Raw genomic sequence first — 15598 nt, 5'->3', positions numbered from 1 at the left:
AAGTCTCAGGCGCGGAGCGGCTCCACGCGACAACCTTCGGTGTCGCAACCCGTCGGCTGTGGAGGCATACGCTGTTGCTGGACAGGTTCTTCTCCTGCCTCGTGCACCAGCGACGCGATCTGTGCACCCAGCACCAGGTCGCTGACCTGGCCGAAATGCTGGTGGCGGATCCGGCCGGCCGCGTCGATCAGCACCAGCGTCGGCGTGCCGCGCATGGCGTAGGCCTCCATCGTCTGCGGGATCGGGCCGGGCGTGCCGGGGCGGTCCACACCGACCGGGAAGGCGATGCGGTATTCGTGCAGGAAGGCTTCCAGTGCCACCGGCGTCATCGCCGCGTGGTGTTCGAATACGGTATGCAGGCCGACGACGGCGACCTGGTCCGCGGGGAACGTCGCATGCACGCGCGACGCCTGCGGCAGGCCGTGCGACACGCAGCCCGGGCACAGCATCTGGAAGGCCTCGAGCACGATGACCTTGCCGCGGAGCGTCTCCAGCGACAGGGGACGGGATGTGTTGAACCAGCGGTCCACCTGCCAGGGTGGCGCCGGGCGATCAATGGCGTTCATGGGAATGTTCTCGTGGGGTCGCAGCCGGCCCGTGCGGGCCGGTGCGAGCGGGGAGCGATTACTGGTTCGGCTTGCCGGGCAGGCTCAGGTTGCCGGAGGCGACCTTGAACACGTCCACCACGCACAGCAGCGGCGCATGCACGCTGGCGTTGACGCGCAGGCCGGCGGTGACGCCGTCGAAGCTGCCGGCGGTGACTACGCCGATGTCGTCGAACGGCACCTTCACTTCGATCGTCTCGGCATTCAGCGTGGGGCTCCAGCCGGGGCTGTCGAGCAGGATCGGGAAGCCCGGCCAGGTCTTCGGCAAGCGCGGCTTGCTGCCTTCGGGGATGTCGACCACGCCCAGCGCGCCGGGACCGCACGCTTCGTTCGGCTTCAGCACGACCCAGTGGCTGTGCCAGAGGTTGCCGTCGTTATCGAGCTTGCCGTCGCCGTTCTCGTCGTACAGCGGCGTGTCGTCGAAATCGGGATGCGCGGTGACCGCCATCGCCAGGATGCCGGCGCCTTTCTCGAAGCCGACTTCGTACGGATCGATGGTGGTCGGCCACACGTAGGAAAATACATCGCTGCCGGCGAGCTTGCCGGTCGCGGCGGGCGTGCTCTTGCCAGCCTTGCCGGACACGGCCATGTGGAACGTGGCGATGTTCTTGTCGGTGCTGATCTTGGTGTGGACGATGTCGAAATCGGCGGTCACCGCTTTATTGGCGGTGGACGGAATGCCGCCGGTGTGGGCCTTGCCGTCGTGGGCGTGCACGCCGCCGATGGCCAGCGCGAGTGCGGCGGCCAACGCGAAACGTCGGGTGGTGTTCTGGCGCATAATCGAATTCCTCTTGCTTGCTCTCGTAGGGTGGGTGGGAGGTACCGGGCGGCGTCCGATGGCAGTCGGGCGCCGTCCTTCTTTTTTCCGCCTAGGGCGGAGTCGGTTGGCGGAAGCGGGCCACGCTTCCCAGCCGTTGTTCGTCGTCGGCAGGCTGCTGTTCGGCACAGTCCACGCGCAGTTCGCTATCGCCGAAGGCTTTGTCCAGGAAGGCGCAGACATGCGGCGCCGTGCGTTCGCCCGAGGCGAACGGCCGGAAGAACTCGCAGCCCAGGCAGGTCCGCAGGCCGGTGGCCAGCCCCTGTTCCTGCGCTTCGTTGACCAGCAACTGGGTGACGCGCAACAGCGCGCCGAGGTCGGTTTCGCCCAGCGATTCGACCAGCGAACCCATGCCCTGGTCGGGGCGCTGCAACTGCGTGGCCATGCGCGAACCGGCCGAGGTCAGCTTCACGCGGGCGGCGCGCGCATCATCGGGGTCGGGTGTGCGGCGGATCCACTGCTTGCCTTCCAGCGCCTTCAGCGAGTCGCTGAGGCTGGCCGCCGACACGCCCAGGCGTTCGGCGATCTGCCGCGCACGCAGGCCGTCCTGCACGCCCTGCAGCATGCGCAGCACGGCTGCCTGCGTCGGCGGCAGCGAGGGCGTACCGTCCTGGCGCCACGATTGGGCGCGCACCAGGTGGGTGAGCTGTTCCAGGCCACGCGTGGCCTGTCTGCGCTGGAAGGGGGTATCGATCATGGCGAATAAGTTAGGAGTCCTAACTATATAAGTCAATGACCGTTCGTCGGCGCGTTGCGGCAGTCCCATCGCGTCACCACCGCATCATCGGCAGCGGGTCGAGCGGGTGGTGGCGCAGGCGCGCGAGCGTCAGCTCGGCCAGCCGCCGGTGGAAGCCTGCGTCCGGGAAGGCCGCCATCACGTCGCGTACTGCACGGCGCGCAAGGCCGAACCGTCGCACGCCCAGGCTGACATCGATCCAGTCGGCGCGGCGGAAGGCTTCCACAGCGGGCGACGTGCCGGCAGGCGTGCGCATGAACTTGTGATGGCATTCGATCATCGCGTCCACGTCGACCATCCAGCCCGCTTTCCCTGCCTGGTGCAGGTACTCCCTCGCGAGCACGCGCGAGGGCGGCAGGTAGTCGAACGTGCCCGCCGTCCAGATGCCGAGGTCATGGAACGCCACGGCGATGCTGAGCTTCTCGCGCGCGTCCGCATCGCCGGGTGCCAGCAGCCACGAGAAATTCGCCACCCGGTAGGCGTGGTGGCGGTAACCGAGGGCGTCGCCGCCCAGCGCCGACGCATGCGCGTCGAGCACGGCGTCCAGCGTGGGCAGCGCGGTCAGCATGGCCGCCGCGTCCGCCGGCTCAGGTCGCGGGTTGGGCGAGGGTGGTGCGGCCGCGTCGGAGCGCGCGCACCTGCAGGATCATGCCGACCAGGAAGATCAGGAAGGTGCCGCCCACGAGCTTCTGCAGCAGCGGATCCTGCGGGCCGGACACCAGCGGGGCACCGATCGGCACGCGGGTCAGCGTTTCGGTGAAGCCGGGAATGAAATGGAAATACACCGTCAACGTGAACGCCAATGCCGACGCGACATGCCGCCACGAACCCAGTACCGCGTTGCGGCCCAGCAGCACGGCGACCGCGAGCACGATCAGCGTCAGCACGGTCAGGCCATGCGCTTCGCTGAGCTTGCCCGTACGCATCAGGAAGAAGCTGGTGAGGCAGGTGGCAACGGTGAACCAGGTGTAGGTCTTGCCCAGCGACGTCGCGTAGCGGATGTCGTGGTAGCGCAGTAGCGCGTACAGGCCGCCGAACAGCGAGACGAGACTGATGGCGGTGTGGAACCAACCGAACGGGGTGATGTTGAGCATGGGGCGTTCCTCAGTGGGCAGGCGGCGGCGGATCGGGAAGATCGAACTGCATGAGGTTCCAGCGGGTGACGTCCTCTTCCCACTCGTCGCCGGTCGCGGCGCTGAGCGGCAGGGCGAGGTTGGCCACGATCATGAGGCGTCCCTGCACCGCGCTCGCCGCGGGGAACAGCAGCCCGCGCGGCGCGCCCTGATCGTCCACCCCGAGGAAGTCGCCGGCACGATGGCGGACGCGGCCGCGTTCGTCCAATGCCACCAGCGTATCGATCTGGTTGGCGGAAACCCACAGCAGTCCGGCGTGGAACAGCAGCCCGTCGGCGCCGTAGACGCCGTCGGCCAGCACATCCATCGGGCCGTCGGGCATCCGCTTGCGCAACACGCGGCCGTCGCCGGCGTTATTGATGTAGAGGAAGGATTCGTCGGCGTTGAACGCCATGCCGTTCGCGCCGAACGGCAGCGCACCCGTGGTCGCCAGCAGGGGATCGCGCGCGAACAGCTCGACGGTGCAGGGCCGGCAGGTGGCTGCCTTCGCGATGCGATAGACCGCGCCCTGGAACGAGTCGGAAACGTACAGCGCGCCGGCGCGATCGAACACCATCCCGTTGATGGCCGGGAAACCTTGCGACCCGAAAGTGATCGTGTCGTGGCTGCCATCGGGATTGTCGATGCGCCGTGCCGGCGGAGCGGGTGGCGACAGCGCAGCGAACGTGGCGACATCCTCGATCGCGCTGTCCACGTCGAAGCGCGCCGGCAGCCGCTGCAGTTTCGAGGCGCCGAAGTTCAGCACGTAGACGTGGCCGTCATGGAAGGCGACGCCGGTGAGCGGCGTCGGTCCGAAGTGGCGCTGGGCCAGCAGCCGGCCATCGACGGCGAAACGCAGTACCTGGTTGATGCGGGCGGACTCCGGCATGCGCGCATCGAAGGTGCCGACGTAGACCTCGCCGGTCGCCGGATCGACATCCAGGCTTTCCGGATGACGGGCATCCGACGGCAGCGTAGCGAAGGGCGTCACCGGCAGGCGGGCCGCATCCGCCGCGACGCATGCACTGGCCGCCGACAGGGTGGCGAGACCGAAGGCGATCGAGAAGCGACGGCGCATGCGCGGCTCCATCAAAGGGCAGATCGCACGCTCGCATGGGGCTTCGGCACAGGCTTGTACCCGCGTGCGGGCACGCGACGGAAACGAAGAACGCCGGCAGGGGCCGGCGTTCCAGGTGGTGCATGACGCGATGCGGCTTCAGCGGTTGTCGATGCTCCAGCCGCCGGCGCCGCGGGCGGCGAGGGTGATGAAGCCACCGGCCAGGGCGAAATTCTTCAGGAACATGATCTGCTGGATCTGGTCGCCGAGGTTGCTGTGGAACAGCACCGCGCTGGCGATCGAGAACACGGCCAGCAGGCTGGCGACGATGCGGGTCTTGTAGCCGGCGACGATGGCCAGGCCGCCCAGGACTTCCAGCGCGATCACCAGCGGCAGCAGGGCGCCGGGGACACCGACGGATTCCATGTAGCCGGCAGTGCCGGCGTAGGCGGCCAGCTTGCCCAGGCCGGAGATGACGAAAAGGGAGGCGAGCAGGCTGCGGCCGACGAGGTCGGCGGCGCCACGCAGGGCGGGAACGCGGGTGGTGCTGGGGATGGCGGTAACGGTGGACATGGTGGACTCCGGGGAATGAGGGGTGGGTGCAGCGGGTACGGAGCGCAGGTTAGGCCGTGGCGATACATCCCGGAAGCCTATATATTTCGATGAAAACCATCGTCTGGAGCGATACATGCTCGATGCCGTCACGCTCGACCAGCTCCGTACCTTCATCGCCGCCGCCGAACAGGGCAGCTTTTCCGCCGCGGGCCGCAAGCTGCGGCGGGCGCAATCGGTGGTCAGCCAGACGCTGGCCAACCTGGAACTGCAACTCGGCGTCACCCTGTTCGACCGCAGCAGTCGCTATCCGCAACTGACCGAGGCCGGCCGCGTACTGCTGGTGGAAGCGCGCGCGGTGGCCGGGCACATGGATACCTTCAAGGCGCGCGCCCGCAGCGTGGCCGAAGGCCTTGAGCCCGAGTTGTCCGTTGCGGTGGACGTGATGTTCCCGATGGATGCACTGACGCGCGCCGCCGCGCACAGCGGCAGCGCGTTCCCGCACACGCCACTGCGGTTGTACGTGGAAGTGCTGGGCGGCGTGATCCAGCCCGTGCTGGACGGCACCTGTGGTCTCGGCGTGGTGGGCTCGCTGCCGGAGCTGCCCGACGAAGTGGCGACCGAACCGCTGCTGGCGGTGCCCTTCGTCACCGTGGTCTCGCCTGCGCATGCGATGGCCAGCGTGCGCGGCACCGTGCCGTCGAAGACGCTGGCCCAGCATGTGCAGCTCGTGCTGACCGATCGCACGCCGCTGACGGCGGGCCGCGATTTCGCGGTGCAGTCGCCGCTCACCTGGCGGTTGGCCGATCTCGGTGCGAAGCACGCCTTCCTGCGCGCCGGGCTGGGCTGGGGCCACATGCCGTTGCACATCGTCGAAGAGGATCTCGCCGCGGGCCGCCTGAAACGCCTGCGCATCGCCGATGCCGATCCGCGCTACGCGCAGATGCCGATGCGCGCGGTCTGGCGCAAGGACACGCCACCCGGTCCCGCCGGGCGCGCGTTCATGGCGCAGCTGAAACAGGGCCCGTCCCCGCGTTCATCCCGGTGAAGCCGCGTCCACATCGCTGACGACGCCAGGCGCGTGTCAACGCCGGCGCGCGCCACGCGTTGGACGTCGTATCGCTCCACGGGAAACGGGAACCTGCGATGATCCGACGCGAAACCATCAGCGCCGCCAACCGCTTCGGCCTGGGGGCTCGTCCCGACACGTTGACGCGGCTCGACGATCCGCGCGGATGGCTGCATGCGCAACTCGCATCGCCGATGGCCGCGCCGCGTGCGGCACTGCCGACGAGTGCGGACTACCTGCGGCAGGAGTACGACTATCTGCGCGAGCGGCGTGCGGCGCGGAACGGCGACGGCAACGACGACGCGGTGATGGGGTTCCGCGCGCGTTTCGGTCGGTCGCAGCTGCAGGAGCTCGGCTGGCGTTATCGCCAGGCCGTGGGCACCGAGCAGGATTTCATCGAGCGACTCGTGCGGTTCTGGTCCAACCACTTCGCTGTCTCCGCGGACAAGCGCACCGCGGCGCTGTACGCCGCACCCATGGAACGCGAGGCAATCCGCCCGCATGTGGCCGGCGACTTCGCCGACCTGCTGCTCGCGGTGGAACAGCATCCCGCGATGCTGCGCTACCTCGACAACGTGCGCTCGGTGGGCGAGCAGTCGCGCCTGGCGCAGCGGCAACGTCGGCGTAGGGACGAGGGTGGAGCGGCGCGCGCCGGACTCAACGAGAACCTCGCGCGCGAGATCCTGGAACTGCACACGCTCGGCGTCGACGGGGGCTATGCGCAGGACGACGTGCGCGAACTGGCGCGCGCGATCACCGGCTGGAGCGTGCCGTTGCCGCGAGACCTCGACACCGGTGCATCGGCAACGTTCCGCTTCCGCGCCAACGCACACGAAGCCGGGGCGCGCCAGGTGCTGGGGCGACGCTACGCGGCGGAAGGCGAGGCGCAAGGTCGCGCAATCCTGCGCGATCTCGCCGTGCATCCGGCCACGGCGCAGCATGTCTGCGGAAAGCTCGCGCGGCACTTCGTCAGCGATGCCCCGCCGCGCGCGCTGGTGGACCGCATGGCCGACGCGTGGGGGCGCAGTGGCGGCAACTTGCGCTCCGTCTATGCCGCGATGATCGACAGCCCGGAAGCGTGGGCGGACGACGCGCGCAAGTTGAAGACGCCCGACGACTACCTTGTGTCCGCGATGCGCAGCACCGGCACCTTGCCGGGAGAGCAGCCGCGCTCGCTGGTCGCGTTGCTCGGCCGGCTCGGGCAACCCCCCTTCACGCCGCGCTCGCCCGCGGGCTTTGCCGACGACGCAGCGGAATGGAGCGGCGCCGATGCGGTGTGGAAGCGCATCCAGGCGGCGCAGACGCTCGCCGAAACCGCGACGGGGGCCGGACCGGATCCGGTGCGCACGGCCGAGCAGGTGTTCGGGCCCCACCTGGACGCGGATACCGCGCTTGCCCTGCGTCGCGCCGAGTCGCCGCGCGAAGGACTGGCGCTGCTGTTCGCCAGTCCCGCCTTCCAGTGGAGAAGCTGACCATGAAACTGACCCGACGCCATTTCCTCGCTGCCGGCGGTGCCGCGACCACGCTCAGCCTGTGGCCGCGCCTGGCGCACGCGATGGATGCCCAGGACACGCGCCTGCTGATCGTGCTGCTGCGCGGCGGCCTCGATGGCCTGCATGTGGTCACACCCGTCGGCGATCCGGCCTTCGCACGCTTGCGCAGTGGATTGAAGGTGGAGGGCGCGCGTGCGCTCGATACCGATTTCGCCCTGCACCCCGCCCTTGCCTTCAGCCATGCTCTGTATGCCAAGCGCGAATGGTTGCCGGTGTTGGCGGTGGCGCCACCCTATCGGCTTCGCTCGCACTTCGAAGCGCAGGACAACCTGGAAAGCGGCACGGTCGCGGGGGGCGGAGTGTCCAATGGATGGCTCAACCGGTGCGTCGCCGCACTGCCGTCGTCCCGTGCGCTGTCGGTCAGTACGGTGATGCCGCTGATCCTGCGCGGGCCGGCGGATGCGACCACGTGGTCGCCACCGTTGCCCGAAGACGTCAACCCGATCCTGTTGCAGCGGCTGCAGTCGTTGTACGCCGCCGATGCGCACCTCGCGCATCCGTTCGAACAGGCGGTCGCGGCCCAGGGCATGCAGGCCGGTGGCAACGTGGCGCGACTGCCGCAGGCGATGGCCGCCGCGGCGCGCTTCATGGCCGCGTCCGAGGGGCCGCGCATCGGTTTCGTCGAGAACACCGGCTGGGATACGCATGCGCAGCAGGGCCCGGTGCTCGCGCGCAAGCTCGCCGAACTCGACCAGGGTCTGCGCCAGTTCCACGATGGCATGGGCACGCTGTGGGCGCGCACGGTGGTGATGGTGGTGACCGAGTTCGGCCGCACGGCCGCCGTCAACGGGACGGGCGGCACCGACCATGGCACCGGCACGTTGGCGATGCTCGGCGGGGGCGCGGTGGCGGGTGGACGCGTCGCCGGCGATTGGCCCGGCCTGGCGGATGCGCAGCTCAACGAAGGCCGCGACCTGCGCGCAACCACCGACCTGCGCAGCGTCTTCAAAGGCGTGGTCGGTGATCACCTGGGCATCGCGGCCTCGGTGCTGGCGGCGCGGGTGTTTCCCGACAGCGGCGAGGCCGCCGCGATGAAGGGACTGCTGCGCGGCTGACCCGGGGTGGATCCTCAGGCCATCGCCTGGCGCAGCTGGCCGCGGGCGAGGGCGGTGGCTTCTTCGACCTCCATCGGCCGGCCGAAGAAGTAACCCTGCATCTCGTCGCAGCGCATCTGCTGCAACGCGCTCATCTGTTCCGCGGTTTCCACGCCTTCGGCGATCGTGCGCAGGCCCATTTCGTGCGCGAGCACCAGAATCGTGCGGGCGATGGCGCGGTCAGTGCTTTCGGCGGCGATGCCGTCGACGAAGCTGCGGTCGATCTTGATGATGTCCAGCGGCAGTCGCTGCAGGTAGGCCATGCTCGAGTAACCGGTGCCGAAGTCGTCCAGCGCCAAGCGCACGCCCAGTGCATGCAGCGCCTGCAGCATCGCTTGTGCAGCACCCATGTCTTCCACCAGCACGCTTTCGGTGAGCTCCAGCGTCAAGGCGTCCGCCGGCAGCGCGTGCCGCTGCAGGCACTCGGCGATCCATGGGGCGAGCGTGGGTTGGCCGAGCTGGCTGGGCGACAGGTTCACGGCCATGTTCAAGGTGCGCAGTCCCATCGCGCGCCAACGCGCGAGCTGCTGACAGGCCTGCTCCAGGACGAAGTGGCCGATGTCCTCCATCAGGCCCGCACTTTCTGCCAGTGGGATGAAGACCGATGGCGGTACTTCGCCCCAGGCGGGATGCCGCCAGCGTGCGAGGGCCTCGAAGCCGTTCAACTGCAGCGTGTCGCCATCCACGACAGGTTGGTAAGCCAGTCGTAGCTGGCCGCGCGCGACCGCTTCGCGCAGCGCGGTGACCCGGCTGAGGCGGTCGTTGGCTTCCTGCAGGGCGCCGGCCGACGGCAGCCGCACCTGGTTGCGGCCGGCGCGCTTGGCCAGGTGGCGCGCGTCGTCCGCACTGCGCAGCAGGCCTTGCAGGTCGATGCCGTGTTCCGGCGCATGCGCCAAGCCGATGCTCGCGGTGACAGTGAACGAGGGATGCGTGGAATACAGTGCGATCGGCTGGCCCACCGCGCGACGGATCTCCTCCGCCCAGTGGTTGAGCTGGTCGATGTCCGTGTCCGGGAAATGCACGAGGAAGCCTTCGCCGCCGTAACGGTAGACCCGGCCTTGTTCGGCGACGGCGCCGGAGATGCGCTGGCCCATGCGGCGCAGCACTTCATCGCCGCCGTCGTGGCCGAAGGAGTCGTTGACCATGCCGAAGCCGTCCAGGTCCACGATCGCCAGCCCGTGTCCCGAAGGCGTCTGCGCGGCGATCTGCTCGGTGATCAGCGTGGCCTGTGCGGAGAAGCGCGGCAAGCCGGTGGCGCTATCCATCGCGGCGGCATCGTTGAGCCGCCGCTGCACGTCGAGCCGGCGTTCGGTTTCGGACAGCAGCGAGCGTGCGGTTTCCGCGGCCTCGGTGGAGCGGCGCCGCGACAGGTCCAGCAGGAACAGCACGAACGCGATCAATAGCCCGCTGCTCAGGCCGCCCACGACGAGCGCGCGCGGGAGCGCGAACGAGGTCAGGGCGGGCGGCGCCCATAGCGCGAGCTCCACCGCATGGCCGGGCAGCGATACCTGCTGCACCGACAGCGGTTCGCCGATCGGGTCGCCCTGTTCGACGGTCTGCATGCCGTCGGCAGTGGCGCGCACGGGCCGATCCGAAAACACCGCCTTGTTGAGCGTGCGCATGAAGTCGTCCAGCGCGATGAACGCCTGCGTGCGGCGGTCGCCGCTGTCGACGGTCAGCCACCAGCCGCCAGGCACCGGCAACAGGTGGCCTTCATCGGCGACCGGCAGCGGAGGCGAGGGCGCGGCGGGTGCATCGAAGCCCGGTTCCACCCAACGGAATTCGCCCGCGTCGCCGACGCTGCGCACCACGCGAAAGGCGGCATAGGCCTTCACCATGTCGGCGACATGGCGGTTGAACAGATCCTCCGCCGTCTCCGGGCGCGCGGCCACCAGCGAGGACGACAACTGCCGCAATGCGCTGCGGCGCAACTCGACGCCGCGCTGGAACGTCGCCGACGCACTCGCGGTCTGCGTTTCCATCACCCGGCGCGCCATCGCGTCGCGGTCGGCGGTGGCGGCCAGCCAGAACATGCCGCCCAGCGCCAGTGCGGCGGCCATCGGCAGCACGCCGAACAGGCGTTCGCGCAACGAGTTCTCGCCGGCCACCGCTAGCGCCAGCCCCATCGCGCCCAGCTGTGCCGTCGCGGTGAGGGAGATCTGGTACATCGACATGCCTTCGCGGTGGTAAGGCAGCTGGATCAACAGCCCGAGCGCCGCCATGCCGGCCACCGACGCCATCGCGATGCCGAGCCCGCGCACGATGCCCCAACGCGGGTTTTCCCAGCGCTGCAGCGCCTGCGGCAGCAATGCCACCGCGATCCACGTGGTCAGCACGCCGTAATCGGTATAGCCGCCGATCAGTGGCGTGGTCGCGCGCGGCAACCAGCCGATGCCGTGCAGCATCGCGTTCAACGGTGTGGTGACGCCGCCCAGCGTCTGCAACAGGGTGAGCAGCAAGGGCAAGGCGACCAGGCCCATCAGCGTCCACGCCGCGCGCTCCTGGTCGCGCTGGCGCAGCAGCAGCGCCATGGCCAGCAACGCCAGTGCCAGGGTGGAGATCGGACGCATCGGCAGGTAGCTGACACCCATGCGGCCGACGAGGCTGCCCGGCGCATGCCAGCCCACCAGCGCCACCACGCTGAAGGCGAGGACGAAGGCGACCAATTCGGTGCTGGTATCGAGCGTGCGGCCTGCCCGCAGCGACGGTGTGTAGACCAGCAGGAACATCGCCAGCGCCGACAATGCCAGCGACCAACCGATCTCGGCGGGCTCGCCGGCCGGCTGCATCGCGCCCAATACGGGTTGCACGGCGAGCAGCAACAACGCCGCTGCGAAGACGCGCATGACGAATTCGGCCCAGTAGGTGCGCCACAACCGCGCCCATACGATGATCGTGGTCGCGGCCAGCACCAGGCAGGTGCCCAGCGCATGGAACTGCCACACGTGGACGAGGAAGAGCACGGTCAGCAGGCCCACCACCGCGCCACGGACCTTGCGTTCTTCACTGCGCCAGGTGGCGATGGCGACCAGCACGCCGACGACCGGCACGCTGTCATCGATGAAATGCCCGCTGCCCATGTTCACCAACGTGAACCCGGCCGCCATCACCCACGCCAAGGCAGCCGCAAAGCGCTGTGCCCACTGCATGGGCCGCCATAGGTCCTGGTGTATTGCCAATGCCTTCCCCTGCGGGGCCGACGCCCCGGGCACCGTGATACCGAAATCGCCGCCGGGCCGCAAGCGCGGCCCGTGCAATGGGTGAACGGGGCAGGCAGAACCGGCGCGCGATCATGCGCGCCGGCGGGTGCGGGGATCAGCTCTTGGCGAACGCCAGCATGTCGGCGTTGAGCTTGTCCTTGTGCGTGTCGGTGATGCCGTGCGGCGCGCCGGGATAGACCACCAGCTGGCTGTTCTTCACCAGCTTGGCCGAGGCGCGCGCGGCGGCATCGATCGGCACGATCTGGTCGTCGTCGCCGTGGATGATGATGGTCGGCACGTCGAACTTCTTCAGGTCCTCGGTGAAATCGGTTTCCGAGAACGCCTTGATGCTGTCGTACGTGTTCTTGTGGCCGCCCATCATGCCCTGCAGCCACCACGCATCGATCACGCCCTGCGAGGGTTTCGCGCCCGGGCGGTTGTAGCCGAAGAACGGACCCGAGGGGATGTCCTTGAACAGCTGCGCACGGTTGGCCAGCAGGCCGGCGCGGATGCCGTCGAACACGTCGATCGGCAGGCCACCCGGGTTGGCCTCGGTCTTCAGCATCAGCGGTGGCACCGCGGACACCAGGCCGGCCTTCTTCACCCGTTGGGTGCCATGACGGCCGATGTAGCGCGCCACCTCGCCACCGCCGGTGGAGAAGCCGAACATCGTGATGTCTTTCAGGTCCAGGTGTTCGATCAGCTGCGCCAGGTCATCGGCGTAGTGGTCCATGTCGTTGCCGTCCCATGGCTGGCTGGAACGACCGTGGCCGCGGCGGTCGTGCGCGATCACGCGGAAGCCGTTCGCCGCCAGGTGGTAGGCCTGCGATTCCCAGCTGTCCGCATTCAACGGCCAACCGTGGCTGAGCGTCACGACCGGGCCGTCTTTCGGGCCCCAGTCCTTGAAGTAGATCTGCACGTCGTCTTTGGTGGTGAACAGGCCCATGGCGGTTCTCTCGAGGGTGGGGGAAGGGGGAGGAAGCGGCGAGGCGGTCGATGCCGGCGCGTCGGTGCGGCTGCAGGCCGCCAGTGGCAGCAGGGCGGCGCCCGCAAGGACGGTGCCGGCGAGCATCAGCTGCCGTCGTTGCAGATCGATGTCGTGCGGAGTGTCCGGCATGGGAGGTAATCCGGGGTGAGGGTGGCGATATCCCCACCTTCCCATCCCCCTTCATGCGCCGATTGCACCGGCGTGCGCAGATGCCGCTCGGTCATCGCGACGGTGCGCGACAGCGGCATCGCGCGCCGGCAGGCCCTATAGTCCGCGGACCTTTCACCGGAGCGTCCGCAATGCCGATCGAACTGAAGATGCTGGCCTGGTCCGTCGCCCTGGGCCTGGTGCACGTGCTGGTGGGCGCGACGCTGACCACGCACCAACGCGGCTTGAAGTGGAATGTCGGCGCGCGCGATGCGGTGCTGCCGCCGCTGACCGGTGCGGCGGCGCGCGTGGACCGCGCGCTGCGCAACTTCCTGGAAACTTTTCCGTTCTTCGCCGCCGCGGTGCTCGCGGTCGCGGTGCTTGAACGCGGTGATGCCACCACCGCACTGGGCGCGCAGTGCTACTTCTGGGCGCGCCTGGTGTACGTGCCGCTGTATGCCCTCGGCATGCCGTACCTGCGCACCGTGGTGTGGGCTATCTCGCTGTGGGGCCTGCTGCAGGTCCTGTGGGCGTTGCTGTGACCGTGCGCGGCGCGGGTTCATCGCAGGGCAGGGCTGGCGCATCCGATTCACACTAGACTAGGGGCGAACCCCTTCAGGCCCGCGTGCATGCACGCGGGCGTTGTGCGAACGACCGGATGCTGTCCCGCCTTTTCTCCCTGACGTCCCTTCTGCTGCTGGCGATGCTCGCGCTGGCGGGCTGCCGCATGGATACGCCTGACGTCGCCCCCGACGCGCTGGCGCAGGCGCCGGTCGAGCCGCCGAAGGACACGCCCGCGCAACAGGCCGAGCGCGGCGACGGCGCGGTGTCCACCGACCCCGTGGTGGTCGGGGCACCCAAGTCCGAGGGGGCGTTGCCGACCGAGTGGCCGACCGCCAAGGTGGCCTCCGGCACGGCGCATGTCAGCTGCCAGGCCGACTACACCACCGAAGACGGCGACGGCGTGCCGCTCGAATCGCTGGCGTTCTTCAGCGTGGTCGATGCCTTGTCGCCGTGCCAGAAGGGCGGCGTATTGCGCCTGCGCTACCAGGGCAAGATCGCGGCCGACTTCACTGACCTGGTCCAGCGCGTGGCCGACATCGCCGACCGCATGGGCATCCACAAGCGCATCCTCGACCTCGATTCCGCCGGCGGGCAGGTGGAGGACGCCATCCGCGCAGGCGACGCCATCGGCGCCAGCGGCTGGACGATCTGGGTGCGCGAGGGCTCGGTCTGCCACAGCGCCTGCGTGTTCGTGCTGGGCGCGGGCGACAACCGGATGATCTCCGGCAAGGTCGGCGTGCACCGGATCATCCGCATGAGTTCCACTGCCACCACCCGCAGCGAGCTCAACGAGGAACTCCGCGGCGTCTACGACCGCGTGAAGGATTACCTGTCGCGCAACGGCGTTGCGGTGGCCGTGGCCGACCTGATGATGACCGTGCCCAACCGCCGGTTGCGCCTGCTCAGCAAGGACGAGCTGCAGGAATACGGGCTGGATGGGACCAACGCGGCCCAGGACGACCTGGATCGCCTGCAGCTGATGCGCCGCTGCGGCGCCGATTTCGTCAACCGGCGTGATGCCTTCATGCGCAGCTTCGATACCGAGTGCAAGACCGCCGGTGCCGGCCTGGACGAGATGCAAGCCTGCGGCCTCGAACTGCGCGGACGTTTCCAGTTCCCGGATGCGAAGTGCCCGGCCGACAGTCCGCTGTCCGAATTCGATCGCCTGGCCGACGTGGAGGTCGCGCCCGGATCGCCGGACGACGCGACGTCCGCACCGCCGCCGGAAGCCGGCACTGCGCACTGACGGTGGCGTGCACGAGGCTCTGTTGCCCGCACGCCAGGCAAAAAGACCCAGCGTTCAGTCTTCGGGAGTGCAGCGCGAGGCTTTTTTAGTCACGCTTGAGTTCCGGGAGACTCAACGCCGAGTCTTTGCGAGTGAACGTCGATGCTTTCTTTCTCGCGCGTGAGTACAGGGAACCTCAACGCCAAGTCTTTGCGTGTGAAGGTCGATGCTTTTTTTCTGGTGCGTGAGCCCCGGGAGATTGAAGGCCGAGTCTTTGCGTGTGAGGCGCGAGAATTTTTCACTCGCGCGTGAGTCCCCAGAGACTCAAGGCCGAGTCTTCGCGAGTGAAGTACGAGACTGTTCCCCTTGCGGGCAAGGTGGAGGACTCAGCGCGGCGTCGTCAGGTCCTGGCGCGTTCGCGGAGGATCAGGGCAACCCGTACGGTGGCCCTGACGCACGTCAGGAGCAGGACGCAGGTGGTGATCAGGAAGAAGGGCCCCGGGCTGGGTTCGGCATCCAGCGTGGTCAGGAACTTGTAAAGGCTGAGGATCAGCAGGCCGATCATGGCCACCAGCCAGAGGACCTGCTTGGCAAGGGGGCGCGGGGTGGAGGTACGGGCCATGGCGGGGTCGATTCCGGACGCCGTCAGCCCACCACCCGGATCTCGGCATCACCGACGCGGACGACCTGGCCGGCGCGGATCTTCGCGGTCTTGCGCAGTTCCACCACGCCATCCACCGTCACCTCGCCGCTGGCGACGATGGCCTTGCCCTGGCCGCCGCTGTCGGCGAGGCCGACCAGTTTCAGCAACTGGTTGAGTTCCACATGGTCGCGGTCGAGATCGAAATCGAGGGTCTGCATGCGTGCAGTGTAAGCGAC

16 protein-coding genes are annotated in these 15598 nt (G+C 68.6%); 5 read left to right on the top strand and 11 right to left on the bottom strand.

Features of this window, described 5'->3' with window-relative positions:
- Positions 1–5 precede the first annotated feature (5 nt).
- From ACSION_RS14910 to ACSION_RS14880, 7 genes are all read right to left on the bottom strand, one after another.
- Complete coding sequence (locus ACSION_RS14910; RefSeq protein ID WP_435306541.1) at positions 6–566, bottom strand: redoxin domain-containing protein; 561 nt, start codon at positions 564–566, stop codon at positions 6–8.
- Between the two features lie 58 nt (positions 567–624).
- Positions 625–1383 (bottom strand): hypothetical protein, encoded by a 759-nt coding sequence (locus ACSION_RS14905; RefSeq protein ID WP_435306540.1) that lies wholly within the window; start codon positions 1381–1383, stop codon positions 625–627.
- A gap of 91 nt (positions 1384–1474) precedes the next feature.
- The gene (locus tag ACSION_RS14900) at positions 1475–2119 is read right to left on the bottom strand and encodes a MarR family winged helix-turn-helix transcriptional regulator (protein WP_435306539.1); all 645 of its coding nucleotides are present in this window, start codon (positions 2117–2119) and stop codon (positions 1475–1477) included.
- Between the two features lie 73 nt (positions 2120–2192).
- On the bottom strand, positions 2193–2726 hold the full coding sequence (locus tag ACSION_RS14895) for an HD domain-containing protein (RefSeq protein ID WP_435306538.1): 534 nt from the start codon (positions 2724–2726) through the stop codon (positions 2193–2195).
- 19 nt (positions 2727–2745) lie between these two features.
- Positions 2746–3252 (bottom strand): hypothetical protein, encoded by a 507-nt coding sequence (locus ACSION_RS14890; RefSeq protein WP_435306537.1) that lies wholly within the window; start codon positions 3250–3252, stop codon positions 2746–2748.
- A 10-nt stretch (positions 3253–3262) separates the two neighbouring features.
- Positions 3263–4348, bottom strand: a complete 1086-nt coding sequence (locus ACSION_RS14885) for an SMP-30/gluconolactonase/LRE family protein (RefSeq protein WP_435306536.1) — start codon at positions 4346–4348, stop codon at positions 3263–3265.
- Between the two features lie 138 nt (positions 4349–4486).
- The gene (locus tag ACSION_RS14880) at positions 4487–4900 is read right to left on the bottom strand and encodes a DoxX family protein (protein ID WP_435306535.1); all 414 of its coding nucleotides are present in this window, start codon (positions 4898–4900) and stop codon (positions 4487–4489) included.
- A 115-nt stretch (positions 4901–5015) separates the two neighbouring features.
- Between ACSION_RS14880 and ACSION_RS14875 the strand changes: the two genes are divergently transcribed.
- From ACSION_RS14875 to ACSION_RS14865, 3 genes are all read left to right on the top strand, one after another.
- On the top strand, positions 5016–5927 hold the full coding sequence (locus ACSION_RS14875) for a LysR family transcriptional regulator (protein ID WP_435306534.1): 912 nt from the start codon (positions 5016–5018) through the stop codon (positions 5925–5927).
- 98 nt (positions 5928–6025) lie between these two features.
- Complete coding sequence (locus tag ACSION_RS14870; RefSeq protein ID WP_435306533.1) at positions 6026–7420, top strand: DUF1800 domain-containing protein; 1395 nt, start codon at positions 6026–6028, stop codon at positions 7418–7420.
- A gap of 2 nt (positions 7421–7422) precedes the next feature.
- A complete protein-coding gene (locus ACSION_RS14865; RefSeq protein WP_435306532.1) occupies positions 7423–8556 on the top strand; it encodes a DUF1501 domain-containing protein in 1134 nt (377 codons plus the stop codon).
- A 14-nt stretch (positions 8557–8570) separates the two neighbouring features.
- Here ACSION_RS14865 and ACSION_RS14860 read toward each other — a convergent pair whose 3' ends face one another.
- The gene (locus ACSION_RS14860) at positions 8571–11744 is read right to left on the bottom strand and encodes a putative bifunctional diguanylate cyclase/phosphodiesterase (RefSeq protein ID WP_435306531.1); all 3174 of its coding nucleotides are present in this window, start codon (positions 11742–11744) and stop codon (positions 8571–8573) included.
- A 166-nt stretch (positions 11745–11910) separates the two neighbouring features.
- Positions 11911–12741 (bottom strand): alpha/beta fold hydrolase, encoded by an 831-nt coding sequence (locus tag ACSION_RS14855; protein ID WP_435306724.1) that lies wholly within the window; start codon positions 12739–12741, stop codon positions 11911–11913.
- Between the two features lie 341 nt (positions 12742–13082).
- Here ACSION_RS14855 and ACSION_RS14850 point away from each other — a divergent pair, with 341 nt between their 5' ends.
- Together ACSION_RS14850 and ACSION_RS14845 are read left to right on the top strand one after the other, a co-directional pair.
- Entirely contained in the window at positions 13083–13472 is a 390-nt protein-coding gene (locus ACSION_RS14850; RefSeq protein WP_435306530.1) for an MAPEG family protein, read from the top strand.
- Positions 13473–13588: 116 nt separating this feature from the next.
- Positions 13589–14740 carry a hypothetical protein gene (locus tag ACSION_RS14845; RefSeq protein WP_435306529.1) on the top strand — a complete coding sequence of 384 codons (1152 nt, stop codon included), beginning with the start codon at positions 13589–13591 and terminating at the stop codon, positions 14738–14740.
- 379 nt (positions 14741–15119) lie between these two features.
- Here ACSION_RS14845 and ACSION_RS14840 read toward each other — a convergent pair whose 3' ends face one another.
- A complete protein-coding gene (locus ACSION_RS14840) occupies positions 15120–15341 on the bottom strand; it encodes a hypothetical protein (protein ID WP_435306528.1) in 222 nt (73 codons plus the stop codon).
- Positions 15342–15364: 23 nt separating this feature from the next.
- Complete coding sequence (locus ACSION_RS14835) at positions 15365–15580, bottom strand: RNA-binding S4 domain-containing protein (RefSeq protein ID WP_435306527.1); 216 nt, start codon at positions 15578–15580, stop codon at positions 15365–15367.
- Positions 15581–15598: the final 18 nt, after the last annotated feature.

The sequence above is a fragment of the Pseudoxanthomonas sp. LjRoot125 genome (assembly GCF_964252705.1).
Classification (GTDB): Bacteria; Pseudomonadota; Gammaproteobacteria; order Xanthomonadales; family Xanthomonadaceae; genus Pseudoxanthomonas_A.
Note: the sequence above shows the minus strand (reverse complement) of the source record. Positions and strands in the feature narration are given on the sequence as shown.

Bases quoted from the DNA above. Each gene is read 5' to 3' on its own strand.
- ACSION_RS14885 (WP_435306536.1), bottom strand. From the start codon at position 4,348: ATGCGCCGTCGCTTCTCGATCGCCTTCGGTCTCGCCACCCTGTCGGCG.
- ACSION_RS14900 (WP_435306539.1), bottom strand. From the start codon at position 2,119: ATGATCGATACCCCCTTCCAGCGCAGACAGGCCACGCGTGGCCTGGAA.
- ACSION_RS14865 (WP_435306532.1), top strand. From the start codon at position 7,423: ATGAAACTGACCCGACGCCATTTCCTCGCTGCCGGCGGTGCCGCGACC.
- ACSION_RS14875 (WP_435306534.1), top strand. From the start codon at position 5,016: ATGCTCGATGCCGTCACGCTCGACCAGCTCCGTACCTTCATCGCCGCC.
- ACSION_RS14855 (WP_435306724.1), bottom strand. From the start codon at position 12,741: ATGGGCCTGTTCACCACCAAAGACGACGTGCAGATCTACTTCAAGGAC.
- ACSION_RS14860 (WP_435306531.1), bottom strand. From the start codon at position 11,744: ATGCAGTGGGCACAGCGCTTTGCGGCTGCCTTGGCGTGGGTGATGGCG.
- ACSION_RS14840 (WP_435306528.1), bottom strand. From the start codon at position 15,341: ATGGCCCGTACCTCCACCCCGCGCCCCCTTGCCAAGCAGGTCCTCTGG.
- ACSION_RS14880 (WP_435306535.1), bottom strand. From the start codon at position 4,900: ATGTCCACCGTTACCGCCATCCCCAGCACCACCCGCGTTCCCGCCCTG.
- ACSION_RS14835 (WP_435306527.1), bottom strand. From the start codon at position 15,580: ATGCAGACCCTCGATTTCGATCTCGACCGCGACCATGTGGAACTCAAC.
- ACSION_RS14895 (WP_435306538.1), bottom strand. From the start codon at position 2,726: ATGCTGACCGCGCTGCCCACGCTGGACGCCGTGCTCGACGCGCATGCG.
- ACSION_RS14870 (WP_435306533.1), top strand. From the start codon at position 6,026: ATGATCCGACGCGAAACCATCAGCGCCGCCAACCGCTTCGGCCTGGGG.
- ACSION_RS14845 (WP_435306529.1), top strand. From the start codon at position 13,589: ATGCTGTCCCGCCTTTTCTCCCTGACGTCCCTTCTGCTGCTGGCGATG.
- ACSION_RS14910 (WP_435306541.1), bottom strand. From the start codon at position 566: ATGAACGCCATTGATCGCCCGGCGCCACCCTGGCAGGTGGACCGCTGG.
- ACSION_RS14890 (WP_435306537.1), bottom strand. From the start codon at position 3,252: ATGCTCAACATCACCCCGTTCGGTTGGTTCCACACCGCCATCAGTCTC.
- ACSION_RS14850 (WP_435306530.1), top strand. From the start codon at position 13,083: ATGCCGATCGAACTGAAGATGCTGGCCTGGTCCGTCGCCCTGGGCCTG.
- ACSION_RS14905 (WP_435306540.1), bottom strand. From the start codon at position 1,383: ATGCGCCAGAACACCACCCGACGTTTCGCGTTGGCCGCCGCACTCGCG.